The 19461-nt window shown below is 73.3% G+C and carries 15 protein-coding genes; 8 read left to right on the top strand and 7 right to left on the bottom strand.

Annotated elements, in window-relative coordinates:
- Nucleotides 1–272 precede the first annotated feature (272 nt).
- Nucleotides 273–677 (bottom strand): YchJ family protein, encoded by a 405-nt coding sequence (locus BMW99_RS26860; RefSeq protein ID WP_075017703.1) that lies wholly within the window; start codon nt 675–677, stop codon nt 273–275.
- Nucleotides 678–838: 161 nt separating this feature from the next.
- On the opposite strand from BMW99_RS26860, the gene BMW99_RS26865 reads away from it, so the two are divergent.
- Nucleotides 839–1228, top strand: coding sequence for a hypothetical protein (locus BMW99_RS26865; protein WP_069465191.1), 390 nt, complete (start codon nt 839–841; stop codon nt 1226–1228).
- Nucleotides 1229–1241: 13 nt separating this feature from the next.
- On the opposite strand, the gene BMW99_RS26870 is transcribed toward BMW99_RS26865, so the two are convergent.
- Both BMW99_RS26870 and BMW99_RS26875 read right to left on the bottom strand, forming a co-directional pair.
- The gene (locus tag BMW99_RS26870; RefSeq protein ID WP_069465190.1) at nt 1242–2783 is read right to left on the bottom strand and encodes an ATP-dependent DNA ligase; all 1542 of its coding nucleotides are present in this window, start codon (nt 2781–2783) and stop codon (nt 1242–1244) included.
- Between the two features lie 67 nt (nt 2784–2850).
- Nucleotides 2851–5241, bottom strand: coding sequence for an ATP-binding cassette domain-containing protein (locus BMW99_RS26875; RefSeq protein ID WP_069465189.1), 2391 nt, complete (start codon nt 5239–5241; stop codon nt 2851–2853).
- A 136-nt stretch (nt 5242–5377) separates the two neighbouring features.
- Between BMW99_RS26875 and BMW99_RS26880 the strand changes: the two genes are divergently transcribed.
- On the top strand, nt 5378–6001 hold the full coding sequence (locus tag BMW99_RS26880) for an alpha-ketoglutarate-dependent dioxygenase AlkB (protein ID WP_069465188.1): 624 nt from the start codon (nt 5378–5380) through the stop codon (nt 5999–6001).
- A gap of 14 nt (nt 6002–6015) precedes the next feature.
- Here the strand turns inward: BMW99_RS26880 and BMW99_RS26885 are convergent, their stop codons facing one another.
- The gene (locus BMW99_RS26885) at nt 6016–7512 is read right to left on the bottom strand and encodes an MFS transporter (RefSeq protein WP_245791634.1); all 1497 of its coding nucleotides are present in this window, start codon (nt 7510–7512) and stop codon (nt 6016–6018) included.
- 1102 nt (nt 7513–8614) lie between these two features.
- Between BMW99_RS26885 and BMW99_RS26890 the strand changes: the two genes are divergently transcribed.
- The 4 genes from BMW99_RS26890 (at nt 8615) to BMW99_RS26905 (ending at nt 12562) form a co-directional block, all read left to right on the top strand.
- Nucleotides 8615–9115, top strand: a complete 501-nt coding sequence (locus BMW99_RS26890; protein WP_245791635.1) for a DUF5709 domain-containing protein — start codon at nt 8615–8617, stop codon at nt 9113–9115.
- A gap of 43 nt (nt 9116–9158) precedes the next feature.
- Nucleotides 9159–9845 (top strand): hypothetical protein, encoded by a 687-nt coding sequence (locus BMW99_RS26895; RefSeq protein WP_069466929.1) that lies wholly within the window; start codon nt 9159–9161, stop codon nt 9843–9845.
- A 403-nt stretch (nt 9846–10248) separates the two neighbouring features.
- Nucleotides 10249–11652 (top strand): GH12 family glycosyl hydrolase domain-containing protein, encoded by a 1404-nt coding sequence (locus BMW99_RS42715; protein WP_322899827.1) that lies wholly within the window; start codon nt 10249–10251, stop codon nt 11650–11652.
- A 148-nt stretch (nt 11653–11800) separates the two neighbouring features.
- On the top strand, nt 11801–12562 hold the full coding sequence (locus BMW99_RS26905; protein WP_075017720.1) for a class I SAM-dependent methyltransferase: 762 nt from the start codon (nt 11801–11803) through the stop codon (nt 12560–12562).
- A gap of 52 nt (nt 12563–12614) precedes the next feature.
- Here the strand turns inward: BMW99_RS26905 and BMW99_RS26910 are convergent, their stop codons facing one another.
- Nucleotides 12615–13274 carry a TetR/AcrR family transcriptional regulator gene (locus BMW99_RS26910; protein WP_069464496.1) on the bottom strand — a complete coding sequence of 220 codons (660 nt, stop codon included), beginning with the start codon at nt 13272–13274 and terminating at the stop codon, nt 12615–12617.
- A 71-nt stretch (nt 13275–13345) separates the two neighbouring features.
- Between BMW99_RS26910 and BMW99_RS26915 the strand changes: the two genes are divergently transcribed.
- Nucleotides 13346–14788, top strand: a complete 1443-nt coding sequence (locus tag BMW99_RS26915; protein ID WP_069464495.1) for a DHA2 family efflux MFS transporter permease subunit — start codon at nt 13346–13348, stop codon at nt 14786–14788.
- A 422-nt stretch (nt 14789–15210) separates the two neighbouring features.
- Here BMW99_RS26915 and BMW99_RS26920 read toward each other — a convergent pair whose 3' ends face one another.
- Complete coding sequence (locus BMW99_RS26920; RefSeq protein ID WP_407640323.1) at nt 15211–17502, bottom strand: discoidin domain-containing protein; 2292 nt, start codon at nt 17500–17502, stop codon at nt 15211–15213.
- 381 nt (nt 17503–17883) lie between these two features.
- Here BMW99_RS26920 and BMW99_RS26925 point away from each other — a divergent pair, with 381 nt between their 5' ends.
- Nucleotides 17884–18168: a hypothetical protein gene (locus tag BMW99_RS26925; protein ID WP_141726619.1), complete on the top strand. Its 285-nt coding sequence runs from the start codon at nt 17884–17886 to the stop codon at nt 18166–18168.
- Nucleotides 18169–18222: 54 nt separating this feature from the next.
- Here BMW99_RS26925 and BMW99_RS26930 read toward each other — a convergent pair whose 3' ends face one another.
- Complete coding sequence (locus BMW99_RS26930; RefSeq protein ID WP_075017722.1) at nt 18223–19278, bottom strand: zinc-dependent alcohol dehydrogenase family protein; 1056 nt, start codon at nt 19276–19278, stop codon at nt 18223–18225.
- Nucleotides 19279–19461: the final 183 nt, after the last annotated feature.

Below are 19461 nucleotides of genomic sequence, written 5' to 3' on the forward strand. Positions count from 1 at the left end.
GTATGCACATTTCCGAGGAGACGCTTCCGGAGCGCCCCCGACCCCACGGACAAAGGGCACGCACACCGGGGGCGCGGGGAACTGCGCGAACAACCCACCACCGGCCGGTGGACGGCCGACAAGCCCCGGGGGCACCCCGTAGGCCGAACCCACCCACCGGCCGGTGCGACGGCGACGCACCGCAAGGGGCAGGACGGATGCCCAACCCGACAAGCCCCGGGGGCACCCCGTTGGCCGGTGGACAGCAGCGTGTGGGCCTCGCAGAGGGAGGGCTAGGGGAGGGCGTCCACGTAGACCCACGCGCCGTCCTCGCGGACGAAGCGACTGTTCTCCCGCTGCTCGCCGGCTTCGCCGGCCCCGCGGTAGTGCGCGACGAACTCGACCGTCCCCGCGGTGTGGAACGCTGTGCCGCCCGACGTGGCGAGAACGTCGAGACCGGTCCAGCGGAGGCTGTCGTCGAGTCGGAGCTCGGCCGGCCGCGTCGAGGAGTGCCACGTGCGCAGCAGGTACTCGCCGTCCCCGACGGCGAACGCGGCGTATCGGGACCGCATGAGCCGCTCCGCGGTCGGCGCGGCCGCGCGCCCCGCGTGGAACGCGCCGCAGCACTCGGCGTAGGGAGCGCCGAGCCCGCACGGGCACACAGCGGGGACGGACGGGCGAGCGGAGCGACGGGCCATACCCCCGATGGTAGGGATCGACCGGACGGCCCGCCGCCATCGGGGTGACCTCGGGGTTTCTCCGGCCGCCGTGCGGAAATGCGCTGACCATAGCCATACGTCCGCACGACCGGAACCGATGAGCCCGCACCGGCGCCCGGCCCGAACCGGAAGGAACCGTCGTGAGCACCCAGCAGGATCTCCCCGCCGGCACCGCCGCCGAGGTGGCCGTCACGCTCGACAGCTGCTGCAAGGAGGACGCGCACGCCGTGCTCGCCGCCCTGCACGCCAGCTTCCCGTCCGATCGCGAGCCGCAGGACAAGCCGTCGGACGCGGAGAACGGGCGGCCCATCGTCTGGTCGGCGACGTTCGACGTGTCCCGCACCTTGGGTCTGCCCGGCCCGAGCCGGCTGACCGAACCCGTCGTGGTCACCGCACAGGGCGGCTACCACGCCGTCGACCGGTTGCGCGAAGGCCTCGCGGAGGCGTTCTCCGTGCGGGTGATCGGGACCGCCTCGGGGGACCAGGAGGAAGAGGTGAAGCTGCGGCTGGAGTCGCCCGCGGCCACCTGACGGCACCCGTCGCTCAGCCGCCGCCGTGCGCGGCCCGCACCGCGTCCACCGTGTCGGCCTCGGCCGCGGACTTGTCCCCCCGGTAGCGCACCACCCGCGCGAAACGGAGGGTGAGGCCGGCCGGGTAGCGCGGTGACGTCTGCACGCCGTCGTACGCGATCTCCACGACCATCTCCGGCCGTACCGTCACGGTGTAGCCGTCGTCCTCGACCGCCAGGGCGCCCAGCCGTTCGGTCTGCCAGTCCAGCATGGCGTCGGTGAGGCCCTTGAACGTCTTGCCGAGCATGACGAACGAGCCGTCCTCCGCGCGTGCCCCCAGGTGGAGGTTGGAGAGCTTGCCGGTGCGGCGGCCGTGACCGCGTTCCACGGCGAGGACGACCAGGTCGAGCGTGTGCACCGGCTTCACCTTGAGCCACGACGCGCCACGCCGGCCCGCCGCGTACGGCGCGTCCGACGACTTGACCACCACGCCCTCGTGCCCCCGTTCCAGCGCGTGCCGGAAGAACTCCGCCGCCGCGCTCACCTGCGTCCCGTCGCCGGGGTCCGCCACCACCGCTCGCCGGACCCGTAGTGCTTCGGGGACCAGCCGTTCCAGCGCCTCGTGCCGCTCGGTGTAGGGAAGGTCGAGCAGGTCGCGGCCGTCCACCGACAGGACGTCGAAGAACACGGCGTGCACCGGCATCGCCTCGGCGGCCGCCGCGACGTCCACGCGGGAGCCGACCCGGCCGGCGGTCTCCTGGAACGGTCGCGGCCGTCCTGCCTCGTCGAAGGCCAGCACCTCGCCGTCGAGGATGAAGCGGTCCGCGGCCAGGCTCGCGGCGGTCCTGGCGATCTCCGGCAGCCGCTCGGTGACGTCGTCGAGGGTGCGGGTGTAGATCCCGACGGAGCCGTGGTCGCCGTGCACCTGTACCCGGATGCCGTCGAGCTTCTCCTCCACCGCGCACGGCCCGGCCTTGGCGACCGCCTCCTCGACGGACTTGGCGCTGGAGGCCAGCATCGGCAGCAGCGGCCGGCCCACGGTCAGGGCGAACTCCTCAAGCGCTTCGGGCCCGCGTGCCAGCAGCGCCTGTGCCACCGGTTCCAGCGCCCCGGTGAGCATCACCGCCCGCCGCACGGCCGCCGGTGGAGCCTCGGTCGCCGCGGCGAGCCCTTCCGCGGCGGCCGCGTCCAGCGCTCCCTGGCGCACCTCGCCGGTGACCAGGCCCAGCAGGTACTGCTGCTCGCGCTCGGTGGCCGCGCCGAACAGGTCCTGCAGCAACGCTCGGCGCCCCGCCTGGGCGCCGGTGCCCGACACCTCGCTGACCGCAGTGAGCGCCGCGTCCACGTCCCGCACCGTGAGGGTGGCCTCGGCGGCGGGCGCGGCTCGGTCGCGCAGGGCCGCCCAGCCCACGCCGAGCCTGCCCTGCGGCAGCCGGCCGGCCAGGTACGCGATGGCGATGGGCACGTCGGCGGGCTCCGCCGCGCGGAAGAACTCGGCGAGCAGCTCGGTCTTGCGTGACCGCGCGGACGTCCGCGCGATCTCCCCTGACACCCGGGCGACCTCGGCGAAGAGCATGCCCCCATCCTCCGTCCCGCCGGCCGATCCCGCCCCCGACACGGCCGGGGACGGGACGGGCCGCGGCTCAGGCGCCGACGTACTGCGCCAGGTGTTCGCCGGTGAGCGTGGAGCGGGCGGCGACGAGGTCGGCGGGGGTGCCCTCGAAGACGATGCGGCCGCCGTCGTGGCCCGCACCCGGACCCAGGTCGACTATCCAGTCGGCGTGCGCCATCACCGCCTGGTGGTGTTCGATGACGATCACCGACTTGCCCGCGTCGACCAGCCGGTCGAGCAGCGCCAGCAGCTGCTCGACGTCCGCGAGGTGCAGGCCGGTCGTCGGCTCGTCCAGGATGTACACGCCGCCCTTCTCACCCATGTGGGTCGCCAGCTTGAGGCGCTGCCGCTCGCCCCCGGACAGCGTGGTGAGCGGCTGCCCGAGAGTGAGGTAGCCGAGGCCGACGTCGGCGAGCCGGTCGAGGACGCGCTGCGCCGCCGGCGTGTGTGCCTCGCCGCCGGAGAAGAACTCACGTGCCTCGTCGACGGGCATCGCCAGCACCTCGCTGATGTCCCGGCCGCCCAGGTGGTACTCGAGTACCGAGGCGTCGAACCGCCTTCCCTCGCACTCCTCACAGGTCGTGGAGACCCCGGCCATCATCCCGAGGTCGGTGTAGACCACACCCGCGCCGTTGCAGTTGGGGCAGGCGCCCTCGGAGTTGGCGCTGAACAGTGCGGGCTTGACCCCGTTGGCCTTCGCGAAGGCCTTCCGGATCGGTTCGAGCAGGCCGGTGTAGGTGGCCGGGTTGCTGCGCCGCGAGCCGCGGATCGGGGTCTGGTCGACGGTCACCACCCCGTCGCGACCGGAGACCGAGCCCGTGATGAGCGAGCTCTTGCCGGAGCCGGCCACGCCCGTGAGCACCGTCAGCACGCCGAGCGGGATGTCCACGTCGACGTCCTGGAGGTTGTTGGTGCTCGCGCCCCGCACCTCCAGGGCACCCTTCGGGGTCCGGACCGACGCCTTGAGGGAGGAACGGTCGTCCAGGTGCCGGCCGGTGAGCGTCCCGCCGGCGCGCAGCCCCTCGACGGTGCCCTCGAAGCACACCGCGCCGCCGGCGGTCCCCGCGCCGGGACCGAGGTCCACCACGTGGTCGGCGATCGCGATGGTCTCCGGCTTGTGCTCGACCACGAGCACCGTGTTGCCCTTGTCCCGCAGTTGCAGCAGCAGCCGGTTCATCCGCTCGATGTCGTGCGGGTGCAGGCCGATGGTCGGCTCGTCGAAGACGTAGGTCACGTCGGTGAGGGAGGAGCCCAGGTGCCGGATCATCTTGGTGCGCTGCGCCTCGCCGCCCGACAGGGTGCCCGCCGGCCGGTCGAGGGAGAGATAGCCGAGGCCGATCTCCACAAAGGAGTCGAGGGTCTGCTGCAGGGCGGTGAGCAGCGGGGCGACCGAGGAGTCGTCGAGGCCGCGCACCCATGCGGACAGATCGCTGATCTGCATGGCGCAGGCGTCGGCGATGCTGATCCCGTCGATCTTCGACGACCTGGCGCCCTCGCTGAGCCGGGTCCCGTCGCACTCCGGGCACGCGGTGAAGGCGACCGCACGCTCCACGAACTCCCGGATGTGCGGCTGCATGGCCTCCGGGTCCTTGGAGAGCATCGACTTCTGGATGCGCGGGATCAGACCCTCGTAGGTCATGTTGATCCCGGCGATCTTCATCCGGAGCGGCTCGTGGTAGAGGAAGTCGTGCAGTTCCTTCTTGGTGAAGGAGCTGATCGGTTTGTCCGGGTCGTAGAAGCCGGACTCGGTGTAGAGGCGGTAGTTCCAGCCGCCGCCCTTGTAGCCGGGGACGGTGATCGCGTCCTCGTTGAGCGACCTGGACGCGTCGTAGAACTGGCTGAGGTCGACGTCGGAGACCGTGCCGCGCCCCTCGCAACGGGGGCACATCCCGCCGGTGCGGCTGAAGGTCGCCCGGACCGCCTTCTTGTCCCCGCGCTCCACGGTGATGGCGCCGCTGGCCTTCACCGACGGGACGTTGAACGCGTAGGCGCTCGGCGGGCCGATGTGCGGGCTGCCGAGCCGGCTGAACAGGATGCGCAGCATCGCGTTGGCGTCGGTGGCTGTGCCGACGGTGGAGCGAGGATCACCGCCCATCCGCCGCTGGTCGACGGTGATGGCGGTGGTCAGCCCGTCCAGCACGTCGACCTCGGGCCTGGCCAGCGTCGGCATGAACCCCTGGACGAAGGCGCTGTACGTCTCGTTGATCAGCCGCTGCGACTCGGCGGCGATGGTGTCGAACACCAGAGAGCTCTTGCCCGACCCCGAGACGCCGGTGAACACCGTCAGCCGGCGTTTGGGGAGTTCGATGCTGACGTCCTTGAGGTTGTTCTCGCGCGCGCCGTGCACGCGGATGACGTCGTGGCTGTCGGCCTCCCACGCCGCCGGCCGCTGGTCCGTGTCCGCCTTCCGGGCCTTGCTCATCGTCTCTCCATCGGTCGGTGGGACCGCGTCGCGCCCCCGTGTGCATCCCTGCCCTGATCCAACCACTTCCGGAAAGACGGGGTCGAAAGTTATCCACAATCGAATGGGTGTACGAAGATGCGTTACTCTGGCACGCATGCACCACCAGCAGGCGTCCATCTTCGACGCCGGGGAGATCGGCCTCGGCGACCTCGCCGGGGTGCGCCGCACGCCCCTGAGCCGCGGAGCCTGGATCGACACGCTGCCCGGCTGGCTCAGCGGCGCCGACGACCTCTTCCAGGACCTGGCCGACCACGTCCCCTGGCGCGCCGAGCGCCGCCGCATGTACGACAACGTGGTGGACGTGCCCAGGCTGCTCGCCCACTACGACGCCGAGGACCCGCTGCCCGCCCCGGTGCTCGACGAGGCCCGCGCGAGGCTCTCCGCGCACTACGCCGGCGAACTCGGCGAACCCTTCGTCACCGCGGGCCTGTGCTACTACCGCGACGGCCGCGACAGCGTCGCCTGGCACGGCGACCGCATCGGGCGGGGCGACAGCCAGGACACGATGGTCGCGATCCTCTCCCTGGGCGAGCCGCGGCCGCTGCTGCTGCGACCGCGCTTCGGCGGGGGCGCGACCCTCCGCCAGCCCCTCGGCCACGGCGACCTGATCGTCATGGGCGGCTCCTGCCAGCGGACCTGGGACCACGCCATCCCCAAGACCCGGGCCGCGGTCGGCGGCCGGATCAGCATCCAGTTCCGCCCCCGCGGCGTGCGCTGACGGCCGGATGCACCTCAGCCCTGCCCGACGCCCGCACCCTCCTGCGGCACCGGCGTCCCCGCCGGCTCCGCCTCGCCGGTGCCCCGGCCGATGTCGGTGAGCGCCACTCCCAGGGCCAGCGCCGCCAGCGCGGTCGCACTCAGCAGGCCCACCTGGAACCCGCCCGCCCAGTCCGGCCGCACGGTGCCGACGCCGTTGAAGAACACCGAGCCCACGGCGGCGATCCCCGCCGCCGAGCCGATGCGCTGCGCCGTCTGCAGCACCCCGCCGGCGCTTCCGGCCCTGGCCACCGGCACCTCGCTCAGCGTCAGCGTCTGGTTGGGCGCCACGACCAGCCCGCTGCCCAGGCCCGCGAGCAGCAGCGGCGCCGCGGTCGCCAGCCCCGCCGAGCGGCCCGTGTCGAGGTGCACCGCCAGCGCGGTCGCCAGCAGCCCCACGACGACGGTCGCCAGCCCGGTCGCCACCAGCGGCCGCCCGAACCGTCCCACGATCCGCCCGCCGACCGCCGCGGTCGCGACCGAGCCGAGCGCGAACGGGACGATCGACAGGCCCGCCTGCAGGGCGCTGTAGTGCAGGCCGTTCTGCAGGTACAGCGTCAGGATGAAGAACACCGCGGTGAATCCGGCGAAGTACAGTAGGGACAGCAGGACCCCCAGCCCGTACGAACGCTGCCGGAACAACCGCAGGTCGACCAGCGGGTCACGCTCCCTGGCGTAGTGCCGTTCCCAGGCCGTGAAGCCGGCGAGCACCAGCAGCGCCAGCGGAATCAGCAGCCACTTCTGCGGCCCGTGCCACTCCTCCTGCTCCATGAACGGAAGCAGCAGGACCGCGGTGCCGGTGCCGAGCAGCACCACACCGACCGGGTCGAGATCGCTGCGCCCGCGGCCGCCCTGCCGGGGCTCCGGGCCGGGCAGCAGCCGGTGCGCGAGCGGCAGCGCGGCCAGCCCGATCGGCAGGTTGACATAGAACACCCACCGCCATCCCTCCTGCGTCCCGAAGGCCTCGATCAGCAGGCCGCCCAGCAGCGGCCCCACCGCCGTCGACACCCCGATCGTCGCCCCCAGCAACCCGAACGCGCGCCCGCGCTCGGAGCCGCGGAACATCTGCTGGATGAAACCGGAGACCTGCGGCACGAGGATGCCGCCGGCGACGCCCTGCACGAGGCGGGCGGCCACCAGCCAACCCTCGCTCTGCGCGGCGCCCGCGAGCGCGCTCATCGCGGTGAACAGCGCGAGCCCCGTGAGGAAGACCGCCCGGCGGCTGCGGACGTCCCCCAGGCGGCCGGCCGGCACCAGCAGCAGGCCGCACATCAGGGCGTAGCCGGACAGCACCCACTGCAGGCCGCTCTGCGACGCGTCCAGCCCCGTCCTGATGGACGGGACGGCCACGTTCACGATGCTGACGTCCAGCAAGGTCATGAAGCCGGCCGCGAGGCACACGGCGAGTGCCGGCCAGCGGCGGTCGTGGGCGGCGGGTTCGTCCTGGCCGCGCGTCCTCGGGTCGGGGGGCACGTCCCCAGTCCTTCCCGCGCGCACCCTTCTTCCCCCGCGGAGTTGTTGCGCTCCGCCCGATCGGCGGTATCCGTTCCACTCAGGGGTCCCCGGTCCCACCTTTGCAGCCGGCGGGTTGCACCCGGGGCTTGCTCGTCATCCACCGGCCGGTGGTGTGTTCGGGCTCCGGGGTGCCCCGCGCTGCGCGCTGCCGTCTGCGGGTCTCGTCGTGGCTTGTGGCGCAGTTCCCCGCGCCCCTGTGGGGCTCGTCCTGCCGCTTGCGGTGCGTTGCCGTCTGCCGGTCTCGTCGTGGTTGTTCGCGCAGTTCCTCGCGCCCCTGGTGTGCGTGCCCTTTGTTCGTGGGGTCGGGGGCGCTCCGGAAGCGTCTCCTCGGAAATGTGCATACGGGTTCGTACGTATCGGCACCCGGGGGCCGCGCACATTTCTCTGCGGGGAGCACTTCCTCCCCACCCCCTCCCGCTGATCCACCGTGCGGCGGGGGAAATGGGGCACGGCCAATGTCCTCCCGCAGACGGGGACGGGCCGGAAGGGGACGATCCGGGTGTGTCCCCGCAGAGCTTTGCAAGGCCCCGGCCCGCCTCTTCGGAAAAAGCCGCCATGCAAAGCTCGAGGAGACACTCCCGGAGTGGCCCCTGATCCCACCCCCGACGTGCACCGCCAGGGGCGCGGGGAACTGCGCGAGCAACCACCGCGAACCGTGCGACGGCGACGGCGCTCAGGGGGCTGGACGAGCCCCGCAGGGGGCGCGGGGAACTGCGCGACAAGCCACGACGAGACCGGCAGACGGCAGCGCGCAGCGCCGGGCACCCCGGATGCCGCAGGGGGCGCGGGGTCCCCCAGCCTTCGGCCGGGAGGTGCCCCCAACGCGACAAGCCGCGACGGCGCGGCAGGCGGCCGGAGCAAGCCCCGGCGGCACCCCGTCGGTGCGGATGGCGGAGCCCCGAGAGGGGTGCAAACAGGCGCGGATAGTGACAAAGCGCGCATGATGGAGGTGGGCGCGTTCCGCGACGGAAGAGGACGAGATGTCCGTAGCCACCGATGACCGGGCGATACCGAACGAAGCGGGTGTACGAGCATGACGTACCCCGGTGAGGGAGGCGGCATGGGAGACGACGTCTACCAGCCGGACGGCAGCGAGATCCGCGAGGACGCGGGGCCGCTCGAACCGGAGGACACTCTGCTGGACCGCGGTCTGGACGACGCGCTCGACGAGGGCTACTCGCCGCCCGACCGCCCGCTGGTCGTCGAGGACACCGGCACCACCGCGGGAGAGCAGCGTACCGGCGAGTCGCTGGACCGGCGGCTGCGGCGCGAGTCGCCCGATCCGGCGCCGTGGCCCGGGGACGGGCTCGGTGACGCCAGTGACACCGACGGCGAACTGCTGGACGGGGAGACCGGCGATCGCAGGTCGGGGCGGCTGGTCGCGCCGGACGAGGGCGCGCACGCGCGGCAGGACGGCCTGTACGGCGACGACATCGGGATCGACGGAGGGGCCGCGTCCGCGGAGGAGGCGGCGGTGCACGAGGTGCCCGACGAGGACGATCCGTGGATGACCGAGGCCGAGCCGGTGGGGCGCCCGCCCGACGCCGGCGAGCGGCCGTGACGGCTCAGGACCCAGGACCCCAGCGAGGAGAGGAGCGGGTGGCATGAGCGAAGCGAGCGACCCCAGAAAGTCCGGCGGGGGACCGGGCCCCGACCGCACCGCCGCGTTCCCCGAGGCGACCGCGCCGCCGGACACGGCCGAGCCCGGCAGTTCCCGCCACGGCAGGTTCCACTGGCCGCACCGGGGCCGGTCGGGACGCGCTCCCGACGGCGGCGGTCCCGCGTCGGGCGGCACGCCCGCACCGCCGCGGCGGGGCGGCGCCACCGAGGTCGGCGTGGCCCAGGCCGCGCGCGACGCGCGGAAGGTGCCGACGGGCCTGGGCGCGAGCCTGGCCACGTCAGGCGGCGTGCTGCTGGCGATGGTCGAGGACGTGCGGATGCGCGAGGCCAACCAGCCGGAGGATCTTCGTCCGCTCGCCGACGCCTTCGCCCGGCACAACGCGGCGAAGGAGGCCACCGTCCGCAAGGTGCTGCTGCGTCACGGGGCGCCGGAGAACGTCGTGGAGCGGGACCGGCAGGAGGGCGACCTGATCCAGGGGATCCTCGACCGCGCGCTGGTGGGACGGCATCCCTCGGACACGCACGTGCTGACGGTCGACGGTGCGCTGGCGCAGGCGTACCAGTACCTGTTCCACGAGCGGCGTGACCTGGTCTCGGCGATCGACCGCTGGGTCCCGGACGACGAGAGCGAGACCCTGTCCGCGGCGTTCGAGGCCATCGCCGACAACTGAGGCCGACGCGGTGAAGTCCCGGGCCCCCCGGGGCTCGCGGGGGAGGTGGGTTCGGGCCCGGAGCCCGCGCGTCCGGTTCATCCCTTGGCGTGCTCGGGTGGGCGGTGGGGTGTCCCGCGGGCGGGAGCGTTCGAGCCTCGACGACAGGCCGCCAGCGTCGGGCCGGGCAGGACGCGGTGTCCGCGGCCCGGCTGCCTCGTCACGGTCTTTTGCCTGGTCCGCGGACCGCGTGACAGCCCAACTCGGCCTCTGCTGGGCTGTGTTCAGGTCATGAAGGCGACGCGGACCCTTGACGGCGCGTGGGCGTACTGGCTTCATGTGTTGCGGCGTCGAGTGGGAGCGCTCCCATTCGCTCCCGTGAACCGGCCCATCCCCCCACACGCACGGTGAAGGGACCACCGCAGTGAAACGCCTTCTCGCCCGCCCCCGCCTGCCGCGCCCGAGGCTCCGCCCGGCCGCCGCGGTGCTGACCGCGGTGGCCGCGCTGCTGCTGCCGCTCACGGCGACGCAGTCCGCGCACGCGGCCACGACCACCTGCGACCCGCAGGGCACCATCTCCGCCGGGGACTACACGATCCAGGCGAACGAGTGGAACTCCACGGCCCAGCAGTGCGTCACGTACAACGGAGCCACCGCGTGGTCGCTGGACACGGCGAACTTCGGCCTGCCGACGAGCGGCGCGCCGGCCACGTACCCGTCGATCTACAAGGGTTGCCACTGGGGCGCCTGTACCCCGAACAGCGGACTGCCCATCCAGATCAGCCGGTTGGGCAGCGCCACCAGCTCCTGGAGCACCACTCAGGTCGGTTCTGGGGCCTACGACGTGGCGTACGACCTGTGGATCAACTCCACGCCGACGACGACCGGCCAGCCGGACGGCACCGAGATCATGATCTGGCTCAACAGCCGTGGCGGAGTGCAGCCGTTCGGCGGCAAGACGGGCACCTCGTCGGCGGCCGGGCACAACTGGGATGTCTGGACCGGTAACCAGACCTCCTGGAAGATCATCTCCTACGTCCTGCAGGGTGGCGCCACCTCGGTCAACGGGCTCGACGTGAAGGCGCTCATCGACGACGCGGTGGGCCGCGGGTCGGTGAACACCGCGCACTACCTGATCGACGCCGAGGCCGGGTTCGAGGTCTGGCAGGGCGGTCAGGGGCTGGGCACCAACAGCTTCTCGTTCAGCGCCTCGACGGGCGGCGGGAACACGGGCGGCGACACGCAGGCGCCGTCGGTGCCCGGCACGCCGACGGTCTCCGGCACGACCGCGTCCTCGGTCTCCCTGGCATGGGCGCCGTCCACGGACAACGTCGGCGTCACCGGCTATGACGTGTACCGGGGCGGCCAGTTGGCCGGATCGGTCACCGGTACGTCCTTCACCGACACCGGCCTGAGCGCCTCGACGGCCTACGCCTACACGGTCAAGGCGCACGACGCGGCGGGCAACGTCTCGGCGGCCTCGCCGGCCGTCACCGCCACCACGGCCTCCGGCGGTGGCAACCCGCCGCCCGGTGGAGGGTGTTCGGCCACGTACGCGGTGAGCAACGACTGGGGCAGTGGATTCACCGCGAACGTGACCGTGACCAGCGGTGGTTCGCCGATCCACGGCTGGACGGTCGGCTGGACGTACCCGGGCGGCCAGAAGATCACCAACGCGTGGAACGCCACCGTCACGCAGTCGGGCGCGTCGGTGACCGCCGCCAACGCCTCGTACAACGGGTCCCTCGGGGCCTCGGCGAGCACCAGCTTCGGGTTCCAGGGCACGGGTTCGGGCGCGGTCCCGACCCTGACCTGCACCGCGAGCTGACCGGACCGCTGAGAGCGCCGGCCCGGCCGGCGGGGGTGCGACCCCCGTCCGCCGGGCCCGCGTGCGTTCCGTCCCGGGCCTCTCGACGGTGCGGGGAGCCGGTGAAAATCTCTGGCGCGGGGCGCGTCGTGCCTGCCAGGCTGTGATCATGACGCGATCCTTCGACGAACTCGTGGCCGAGGCGGACTCCGTGTCGGTGGACGGCTGGGACTTCTCCTGGCTGGACGGCCGCGCGTCCGAGCAGCGGCCTTCCTGGGGCTACCAGCGCTCGCTGGGGGAGCGGCTCGCGGGCGTGTCCGCGGCGCTGGACGTGCAGACCGGCGGCGGCGAGGTGCTCGCCGGGGTGCCCGCGCTGCCGCCGCTGATGGCGGCCACCGAGTCCTGGCCGCCGAACCTGGCCAAGGCGACGCGGCTGCTGCACCCCAGGGGCGCCGTGGTGGTCGCGGATCCGGACGAGCCGCCGCTGCCGTTCGGCGACGAGGCGTTCGACCTGGTGAGCAGCCGCCACCCGGTGACGGTGTGGTGGGACGAGATCGCCCGGGTGCTGCGGCCCGGGGGCACGTACTTCGCCCAGCACGTCGGCCCGGCCAGTTGCGTGGAGATCGTCGAGTACTTCCTCGGCCCGCAGCCGGGCGCGGCGAGGAACGCCCGCCACCCCGACCACGAGCGGGCCGGTGCCGAGGCCGCCGGCCTGGAGATCGCGGACCTGCGGACCGAGTCCCTGCGGACGGAGTTCCTGGACATCGGCGCGGTGGTGTACTTCCTGCGCAAGGTGATCTGGATGGTTCCGGGCTTCACCGTGGCCGAGTACCGCGAGCGCCTGCACGCCATGCACGAACTCATCGAGTCCGAGGGGGCGTTCGTGACCTACTCGACGCGGACCCTGTTCGAGGCCCGCAAGCCCCGCTGAACCCGGGCCCCAACCGTGGGCACCGCCGGGGCCGTTCGCCCGCCGTGCCGGATCAGCCGGCCGGCGGGCTGTAGTACGACAGGAACATGTCGACGCCGTCCACGATCAGCCGGTCGGCGAACGCGTCGTCCACCGCGGTGCCGTAGGCGTGGAACACCAGGTGCGGGAAGACCAGCAGCGAGTACAGCTGGATGATCGCCACCTCCGGGTCGGGGATGGCGAGGCGCCCGGTCGCCGTCAGCTTCTCCAGCGCGTCGCGCGCCTCGGGATGGTGCAGTTCGGGTCCGCCACGCCGCCAGGCCTGCTCCAGTTCGGGCACGCGGTGCGCCTCGCGGGCGATCAGGGTGCGCAGCGCCAGCACGTCGGGGTTCGAGCGGATCTCGCGCACCCAGGCGTGGGCGGCCTCGGTGAAGGCGGCGCGCAGATCGTCGCTCTCGGCCAGCCGTTCCATGGCGCCGGCCAGGGTGTCGCCCAGCGGTGCGTCCAGAGCCCCCTTGATGACCTCGACGAACAGCGACTGCTTGGTGCCGAAGTGGTTGTAGACGGTCACCTTCGAGACGCCGGCCTCGGCCGCGATCTGGTCCACGCTCGCGTCGAAGCCGTCCCGCAGGAACCGGGTGCGGGCCGCGGCCAGGATCGCCTCGCGCTTGCGCTCGGCCCTGGGGCCGGCGGGGACGTGCCGCTCGCCGGCGGGTGCGGTGTCGTCGTTCACGTGCGGCAGTCTAGTCAACCGACCTGAACTGAACCGTTGAGTTCATCTGTACTGTGCCGTACAGTTCAGTTATGACCGACTCCACGCTCAGCACGAGCCCCGTACCGCAACGCGACAGGCCGCCCGGCCGGTACCGCTGGGCCGCGCTCACCGTGCTCTGCCTGGCCCAGTTCATGCTGGTCCTGGACGTGACCGTGGTGAACGTGGCGCTGCCCGACATCGGCGCCGACCTGCACCTCGGCCGCACCGCCCTGACCTGGGTCGTCACCTCCTACACGCTGGCCTTCGGCGGCCTGATGCTGCTCGGCGGGCGCCTGGCGGACGCCCTCGGCGCGCGCCGCACCTTCGTCGCCGGCCTCGTGCTCTTCACCGGCGCGTCGCTGACCGCGGGACTCGCCGGCAGCGCCGGCACCCTGCTGACCGCCCGCGTCGCCCAGGGTGTGGGCGCCGCCCTGCTGTCCCCGTCCGCCCTGTCCCTGGTCACCTCGACCTTCGAGGGACCGCAGCGGCAGCGCGCGCTCGGGGTCTGGGCCGCCATCGGCGGCGCCGGCTCGGCCGCGGGAGTGCTGCTCGGCGGGCTGCTGACCAGCGGCCCCGGCTGGAACTGGATCTTCTACGTCAACGTCCCGGTGGGCGTGCTGGTACTGGCCCTGCTGCCGTCCCTGGTCGCGGCCGTGCCTCCGCGGCCCGCCCGCCTCGATCTGCCTGGCGCCGTCCTCGTCACCGGCGGCACCGCGGCGCTCATCAAGGGCCTGGTCGCGGCCGGCGACGGGGGATGGGCCTCGGCGGGGGCGCTGGTCCCGCTCGGCCTCGCCGTCGTCCTCTACGCGGCCTTCGCCCTCACCGAGCGGGCGTCGAGGGCGCCGCTCATCGACGTGCGGCTGCTCACCCGCCGGCCGGTGGTGGCCGGCGCGTTCCTGATCCTGGTCGCGACCGGACTGCTCATCGCGGCGTTCTTCCTCAGCTCGGTGCATCTCCAGCGCGACCGCGGATACAGCGCGCTCGGCACCGGCCTGGCGTTCCTGCCGGTCGCCGTCGCGACCGCCGCCGGGGCGCACCTCGCCGGGCGCCTCCTGGGCGCTGTGGGCGCCCGGTCGGTGGCCGCGGCCGGGATGGCCGTCACGGCCGCCGGGCTGATCCCGCTGGCCCGGACGAACGCGGGCACCGGGGTCTGGTCCACCGTCGTGCCGTCGCTCTCGGTGGCGGCGTTCGGAATCGGCGCGGTCTTCGTCACCGCGTTCACCATCGGGCTCGCGCTGGTGCCCGCCCACGAGTCGGGGCTGGCCTCAGGCGCCCTCAACACCTTCCACGAGGTGGGTGGTTCGATCGGTGTCGCCGTCGTCTCCACCATCGCGGCGAGCGGAATCGAGCACGGCGTGCCGGCCGGCTACGCCCACGCCTATGCGGCCTGCGCGGGGGCGGCGGCGGGCGCCGCCCTCATCGCGCTGGTCCTCGTCCCGCGCGGCCGGGTGCCCGCCGCAGGAGGAGGGCACGGGGGTCCGCACGGCCACTGAGCGGACGGGGGCGCCGGCGGCGGGACCTCGCGGCACCTGCGAGGACTGCCGGCCGCTCGCCCTGGACGCCGCCTCCGCCGCCCTCGCCGTCGACGCCGGCGGCCCGCCGTCTCCGGTGGGCCGGGGAACGCCCGACCTCGCCGAGCGGGCTGACCGCACGGCCCTCCGGGATGCAAGATGACAGCGACAGCCCGGGCGGGCGCCACCGCTCCCGTCGGACTGCGAGGAACTCGTGGTGCCCGACGTCATGTCAGGAGGCCACGAGCCGCGGCCCCGCTGCCGGGAACGGCGGGGCCGCGGTCATGTGCGGAGGGCCCGGCCGGTCGGCGATCGGGCCGGACCCCCCTGGGGGCCGCCGCCCCGCGGTGCGCGACGGCGACCCCCGGTTCAGCCGCGGGCCGTGCCCGCGGCCGTCGTGCGGCCTACGGGTACGACGTCACGGTCGACGGCACCGTGGACGTACCGGACGTCCCCGGGCCGGTGTTGTTGATGACGTGCGCGTACTGGCCCATGCCGCCGAGCGACACGACGAGCAGGTCGTGGAACTTCACGCCCGCCGTCGTCGGCGCCTCGAACCCGTGGTCCTGGACGATCGTCGGATCCGCGGTGAAGTTGCAGTAGCTGCCGAGCCCCCAGCCCTCGTGCGTGGTCACGTTGTCGTCGACCTTGTACGCGGCGTAGCCGCGGACGCTGCCGTTCTGGATCGCCGCCTGGTTCGGCGGGTCGTAGGCGATCTCGTTCTGGAAGAAGATCGTCCTGCCGTTCTGGCCCGCCCACTCCACGTCGTACTTCTCGAAGTGCTCGACGAACAGGCCGGTCGCCAGCACGTTGTTGCCGTTGACCTTCAGGCCCTCGTCCGCCGGGTTGGTGGTCCACCCGACGCCCGCGCCGTGGTCGGCGCGCCACAGCCACGTGTGGTCGATGATCACGTCGTTGCTGTTGATCTCGAACGCGGTGGACGCCTGACCCGGGCCCGCGCCGCCGATCCGGGCGAACACGTCCTGGATCGTGGTGGGGTTGCCCGAGTGGCCGGCCGAGGAGCCCGGCGCGCCCACCTGCAGCAGCTGCGGCGACTTGCCGGTGCCCGCGTCGATCAGGAAGCCGGCCAGCCGGACGCCGTCGACGTCCGCGACCTTCATCGCGTCCACGCCGTTGTCCGGCACGACCGTGGCGTAACCCAGGCCCAGCACAACGGTGTTGGCGCGGGTCACGTTGATCGGCTGGTCCACGTGGTAGATGCCGGGGGTGAACAGCAGGTTCAGGCCCTGGGCGAGAGCCGCGTTGATGGTCGCCGCGGACACGCCCGGCTTGGCCACGTAGAACTGGCTGAGCGGGAGCGAGGTGCCCGGGGTGTTCGGCCACGAGACGCCGCTCGCGTTCGTGCGCAGGTTCGGCACGAACACCTGGTAGTTGCCGCTGCTGTCGAGGTACATGTACGGCTTCTCGCGCGACTCGGGAGTCGTGGCGAGCGTGGTGTACACCGGGTTCGGGAAGCCCTGCGCGGGCGCGCCCTGGACGCCGGAGAACACCATGTTCCACACGCCGTTGGTCCACCCGCCGACCGAGCTGTCCCGGGTGTACCACTGCTGCTGCGAGTACGGGCCGACGGTGCCGTCGATCTTGCTGTCGGCGATGTAGCCGCCGCTGGCCCAGCCGTAGCCGTTCGGCGCGAGGTTCAGGCCGCCCTTGACGTGGATCCGGCGGAACGGCGCGGCCTGCGCGACGGCCCACCGGTCGGTGCCGTTGGACGGGGTGATGGCGAGGTTCTCCACCGAACGCCAGAAGTTCTGGGTGGCGTTGCCGTTGAACCACCCGGCGTCGACGGTGATGTCACCGTTGATCTGCACGTCGTCGGGGTTCTTGCCGAGGCCGGAGACCGAGGTGTAGAAGCCCACCTGGTCGTTGAGCCCGTTGTAGGTGCCGGGCTTGAAGAAGACCTGGTACCGGGCGTCGCCGAACTGGTTGCTCTCCTGCTGCGAGAAGATCTGGTCCAACTGCGCCTGGATGTTGGGCGTCGACGGGTCGAAGACCTTGACGTTGGGGCCGAGGTCGCCGCCGCCCTGGATCGGGCCGGTGCCGCCGCCACCGTCACTAAAAAAACAAGCGGCCGAGGCGGGGGTGCCGGCGTTCTCGGTGGACGAGGCGGTGGCGGTCTTGCCCTGCGACAGCAGGGATCCCGACGGGGGAGTGCTGCCGCCGCCGGTGGTGCCGTAGACCTGGAACTCCCAGAGGGAGTAGCCGTATCCGGTGGCGCGGGCCGTGCCGTACATCCGGACATAGCGCCCGGAACCGTTTACGGCGAGCGTCTGCACGCCGCCGCTCCCGGTGGTGGTGGAGTAGACGTCGGTCCAGGTGGTGCCGTCGGCGGACGTCTGGATCTTGAAGGCGGTGCCGTAGGCCGTCTCCCAGTTGAGGGTGACGGAGCTGATGGTGGCCGACGCGCCGAGGTCGACCTGCAGCCACTGGGGGTCGGCGGCGGCGGACGACCAGCGGGTGCCGGTGTTGCCGTCGACGGCGGCCGAGGCGGGGGTGCCGGCGTTCTCGGTGGACGAGGCGGTGGCGGTCTTGCCCTGCGACAGCAGGGTGTCGGCCGCCCGCGCGGTCCCGGTCGTGGCGCTCAGGGCGCCGCCGAGCGCCAGCGCCATGACGGCCACGACCGCGGTGAGCGGTCGGTGCCGTCTGATACTGCGTTGCAGGTGGGACAGGATGCTCATCTGCAGCTCCACGGGTGTGATGCCGCTGTCGCGCGGGCGCGCCGCCGCCCGGCGGGCGGCGGCGTCACGGCAGCGGCTGGGGGGAGGCTCCGCGCACGGACCGCGCCGGAAGCGCCGGTACGCCGGTGCGCCGTGTGATCACCGCGAGGGGTGCGAACGGCGCGGACTGTGCGGGGAGTTGATCGGGAGAGCGCTCTCCCGGGGAGTTTGGCCGTATCGCCTGAGCACTGTCAATCCCTGTGCGTACGCTGTCCGTTGGGGAACGCGTGTGCGCGGTGACCGACTTCGGGCCCCGCGCCGAACCGTCCGGCTCGGCCGTCCGTTCGAGGGCGCTGGGGAGAAACGCGCCCGAGTCCGGCCGCGACGCCGTAGTCTCGTGGCGTGAGCAGAGGTGTTGAGGTGCTGCACTGTGCCCGGTGTGGCGAACTGGAGGCGCGTTTCCGGGACGCGGCCACGCCCAATCCGGGTGCGTTCCTCTACGGCTGGGCCACCCACCACCTCGACGACCACGGCAGCGAACCCAAGCCCCGCGAGGACTGCGCCGAATGCCAGCGCTTCACCGTCAACGCGGTGGGCGTCCAGGCCCGCGTGTGGGAGCGGTGGGCGCGGACGCACTGGATGGCCTGCCGGCTCGCGCCCGAGTGGGAGTGGCAGAAGGGGCCGTGAGGCGGGGGCGGCCGGGAGCCCGAGGGGCCGTGAGGCCGGCGCGGACCGGACGCCTCAGCGCTGCGGCTCGATGACGGTGATGCCGGAGGGGGAGCCGTCGCTCAGCGCGGCCAGCGCCGCGGGCGCCGCGTCGAGCGCGATCACCTCGCCCAGCAGCAGGTCGGGGCGCAGCACTCCGGCCGCGACCTGGCGCATCATCTCCGGGTACGCGTGCGCGGGCATGCCGTGGCTGCCCAGGAGTTCGAGTTCGAGGGCGACGACCCGGTCCATGGGCACGGCCGTCGCGCCGCCGGGGAGCAGGCCGACCTGGACGTGGCGGCCGCGGGACCGCAGCCCCGCCACCGAGGCCGCGCACGTCGCGGCCGAGCCGAGCGCGTCCAGCGACACGTGCGCGCCGCCCTCGGTGGCCTCGCGCACCGCGGCGGCCGTACCGCCCCCCGCCGTGCCGCCCTCCGCCCGGCCGGCGTCGAGGCACACCGCGGCGCCGAGTTCGGCGGCCCGCCGGAGCGCGGCCTCCGAGGTGTCCACCGCGACGACCCGCGCGCCGGAGGCCACCGCGATCATCACCGCCGAGAGCCCGACCCCGCCGCAGCCGTGCACGGCGACCCACTCGCCCGGACGGACCCGGCCCTGCGCGACGACCGCGCGGTACGCGGTGGCGAACCGGCAGCCGAGCGCGGCGGCCGTCGTGTCGGCCATGCCGTCGGGGAGCCCGACGAGGTTGAGGTCCGCCCGGTGGATCGCCACGTACTGCGCGAACGAGCCCCAGTGCGTGAAGCCCGGCTGCTGCTGACGCTCGCACACCTGCTGGTCGCCGCGGGCGCAGGCCGGGCAGCGGCCACAGGCGCACACGAACGGCACGGTCACCCGGGCGCCCGGCGCCCACCGCGTCACGCCGGGCCCCACGGCCTCGACGACGCCGGCCAGCTCGTGGCCCGGCACGTGCGGCAGGGTCACGTCCGCGTCGTGCCCCATCCAGCCGTGCCAGTCGCTGCGGCACAGCCCCGTCGCCTCGACCCGCACGACCGCGCCCTCGCGCGGCGGCACCGGGTCGGGCACCTCGCGCACCCGCGCCGGACCGCCGAACTCCTCGAACACCACGGCCCGCACGGGCACCTCCCGGATCCTTGCCCGGCGCCACCGCGACGCCGCCCCGCCATCCCTACCACCCCACCCCGTGAGCGCGCCGCCCCGGGTCATGCGACCGCGCGGCCGGCGAGGGAACGCGGCGGCCGCCCGGCCCCTCTTCCCCGGTGAGGGCCGTCGCAGCGGGCGGGGGCCGGAGCGAGGGAG

The sequence above is a fragment of the Actinacidiphila rubida genome (assembly GCF_900110255.1).
Classification (GTDB): domain Bacteria; phylum Actinomycetota; class Actinomycetes; order Streptomycetales; family Streptomycetaceae; genus Actinacidiphila; species Actinacidiphila rubida.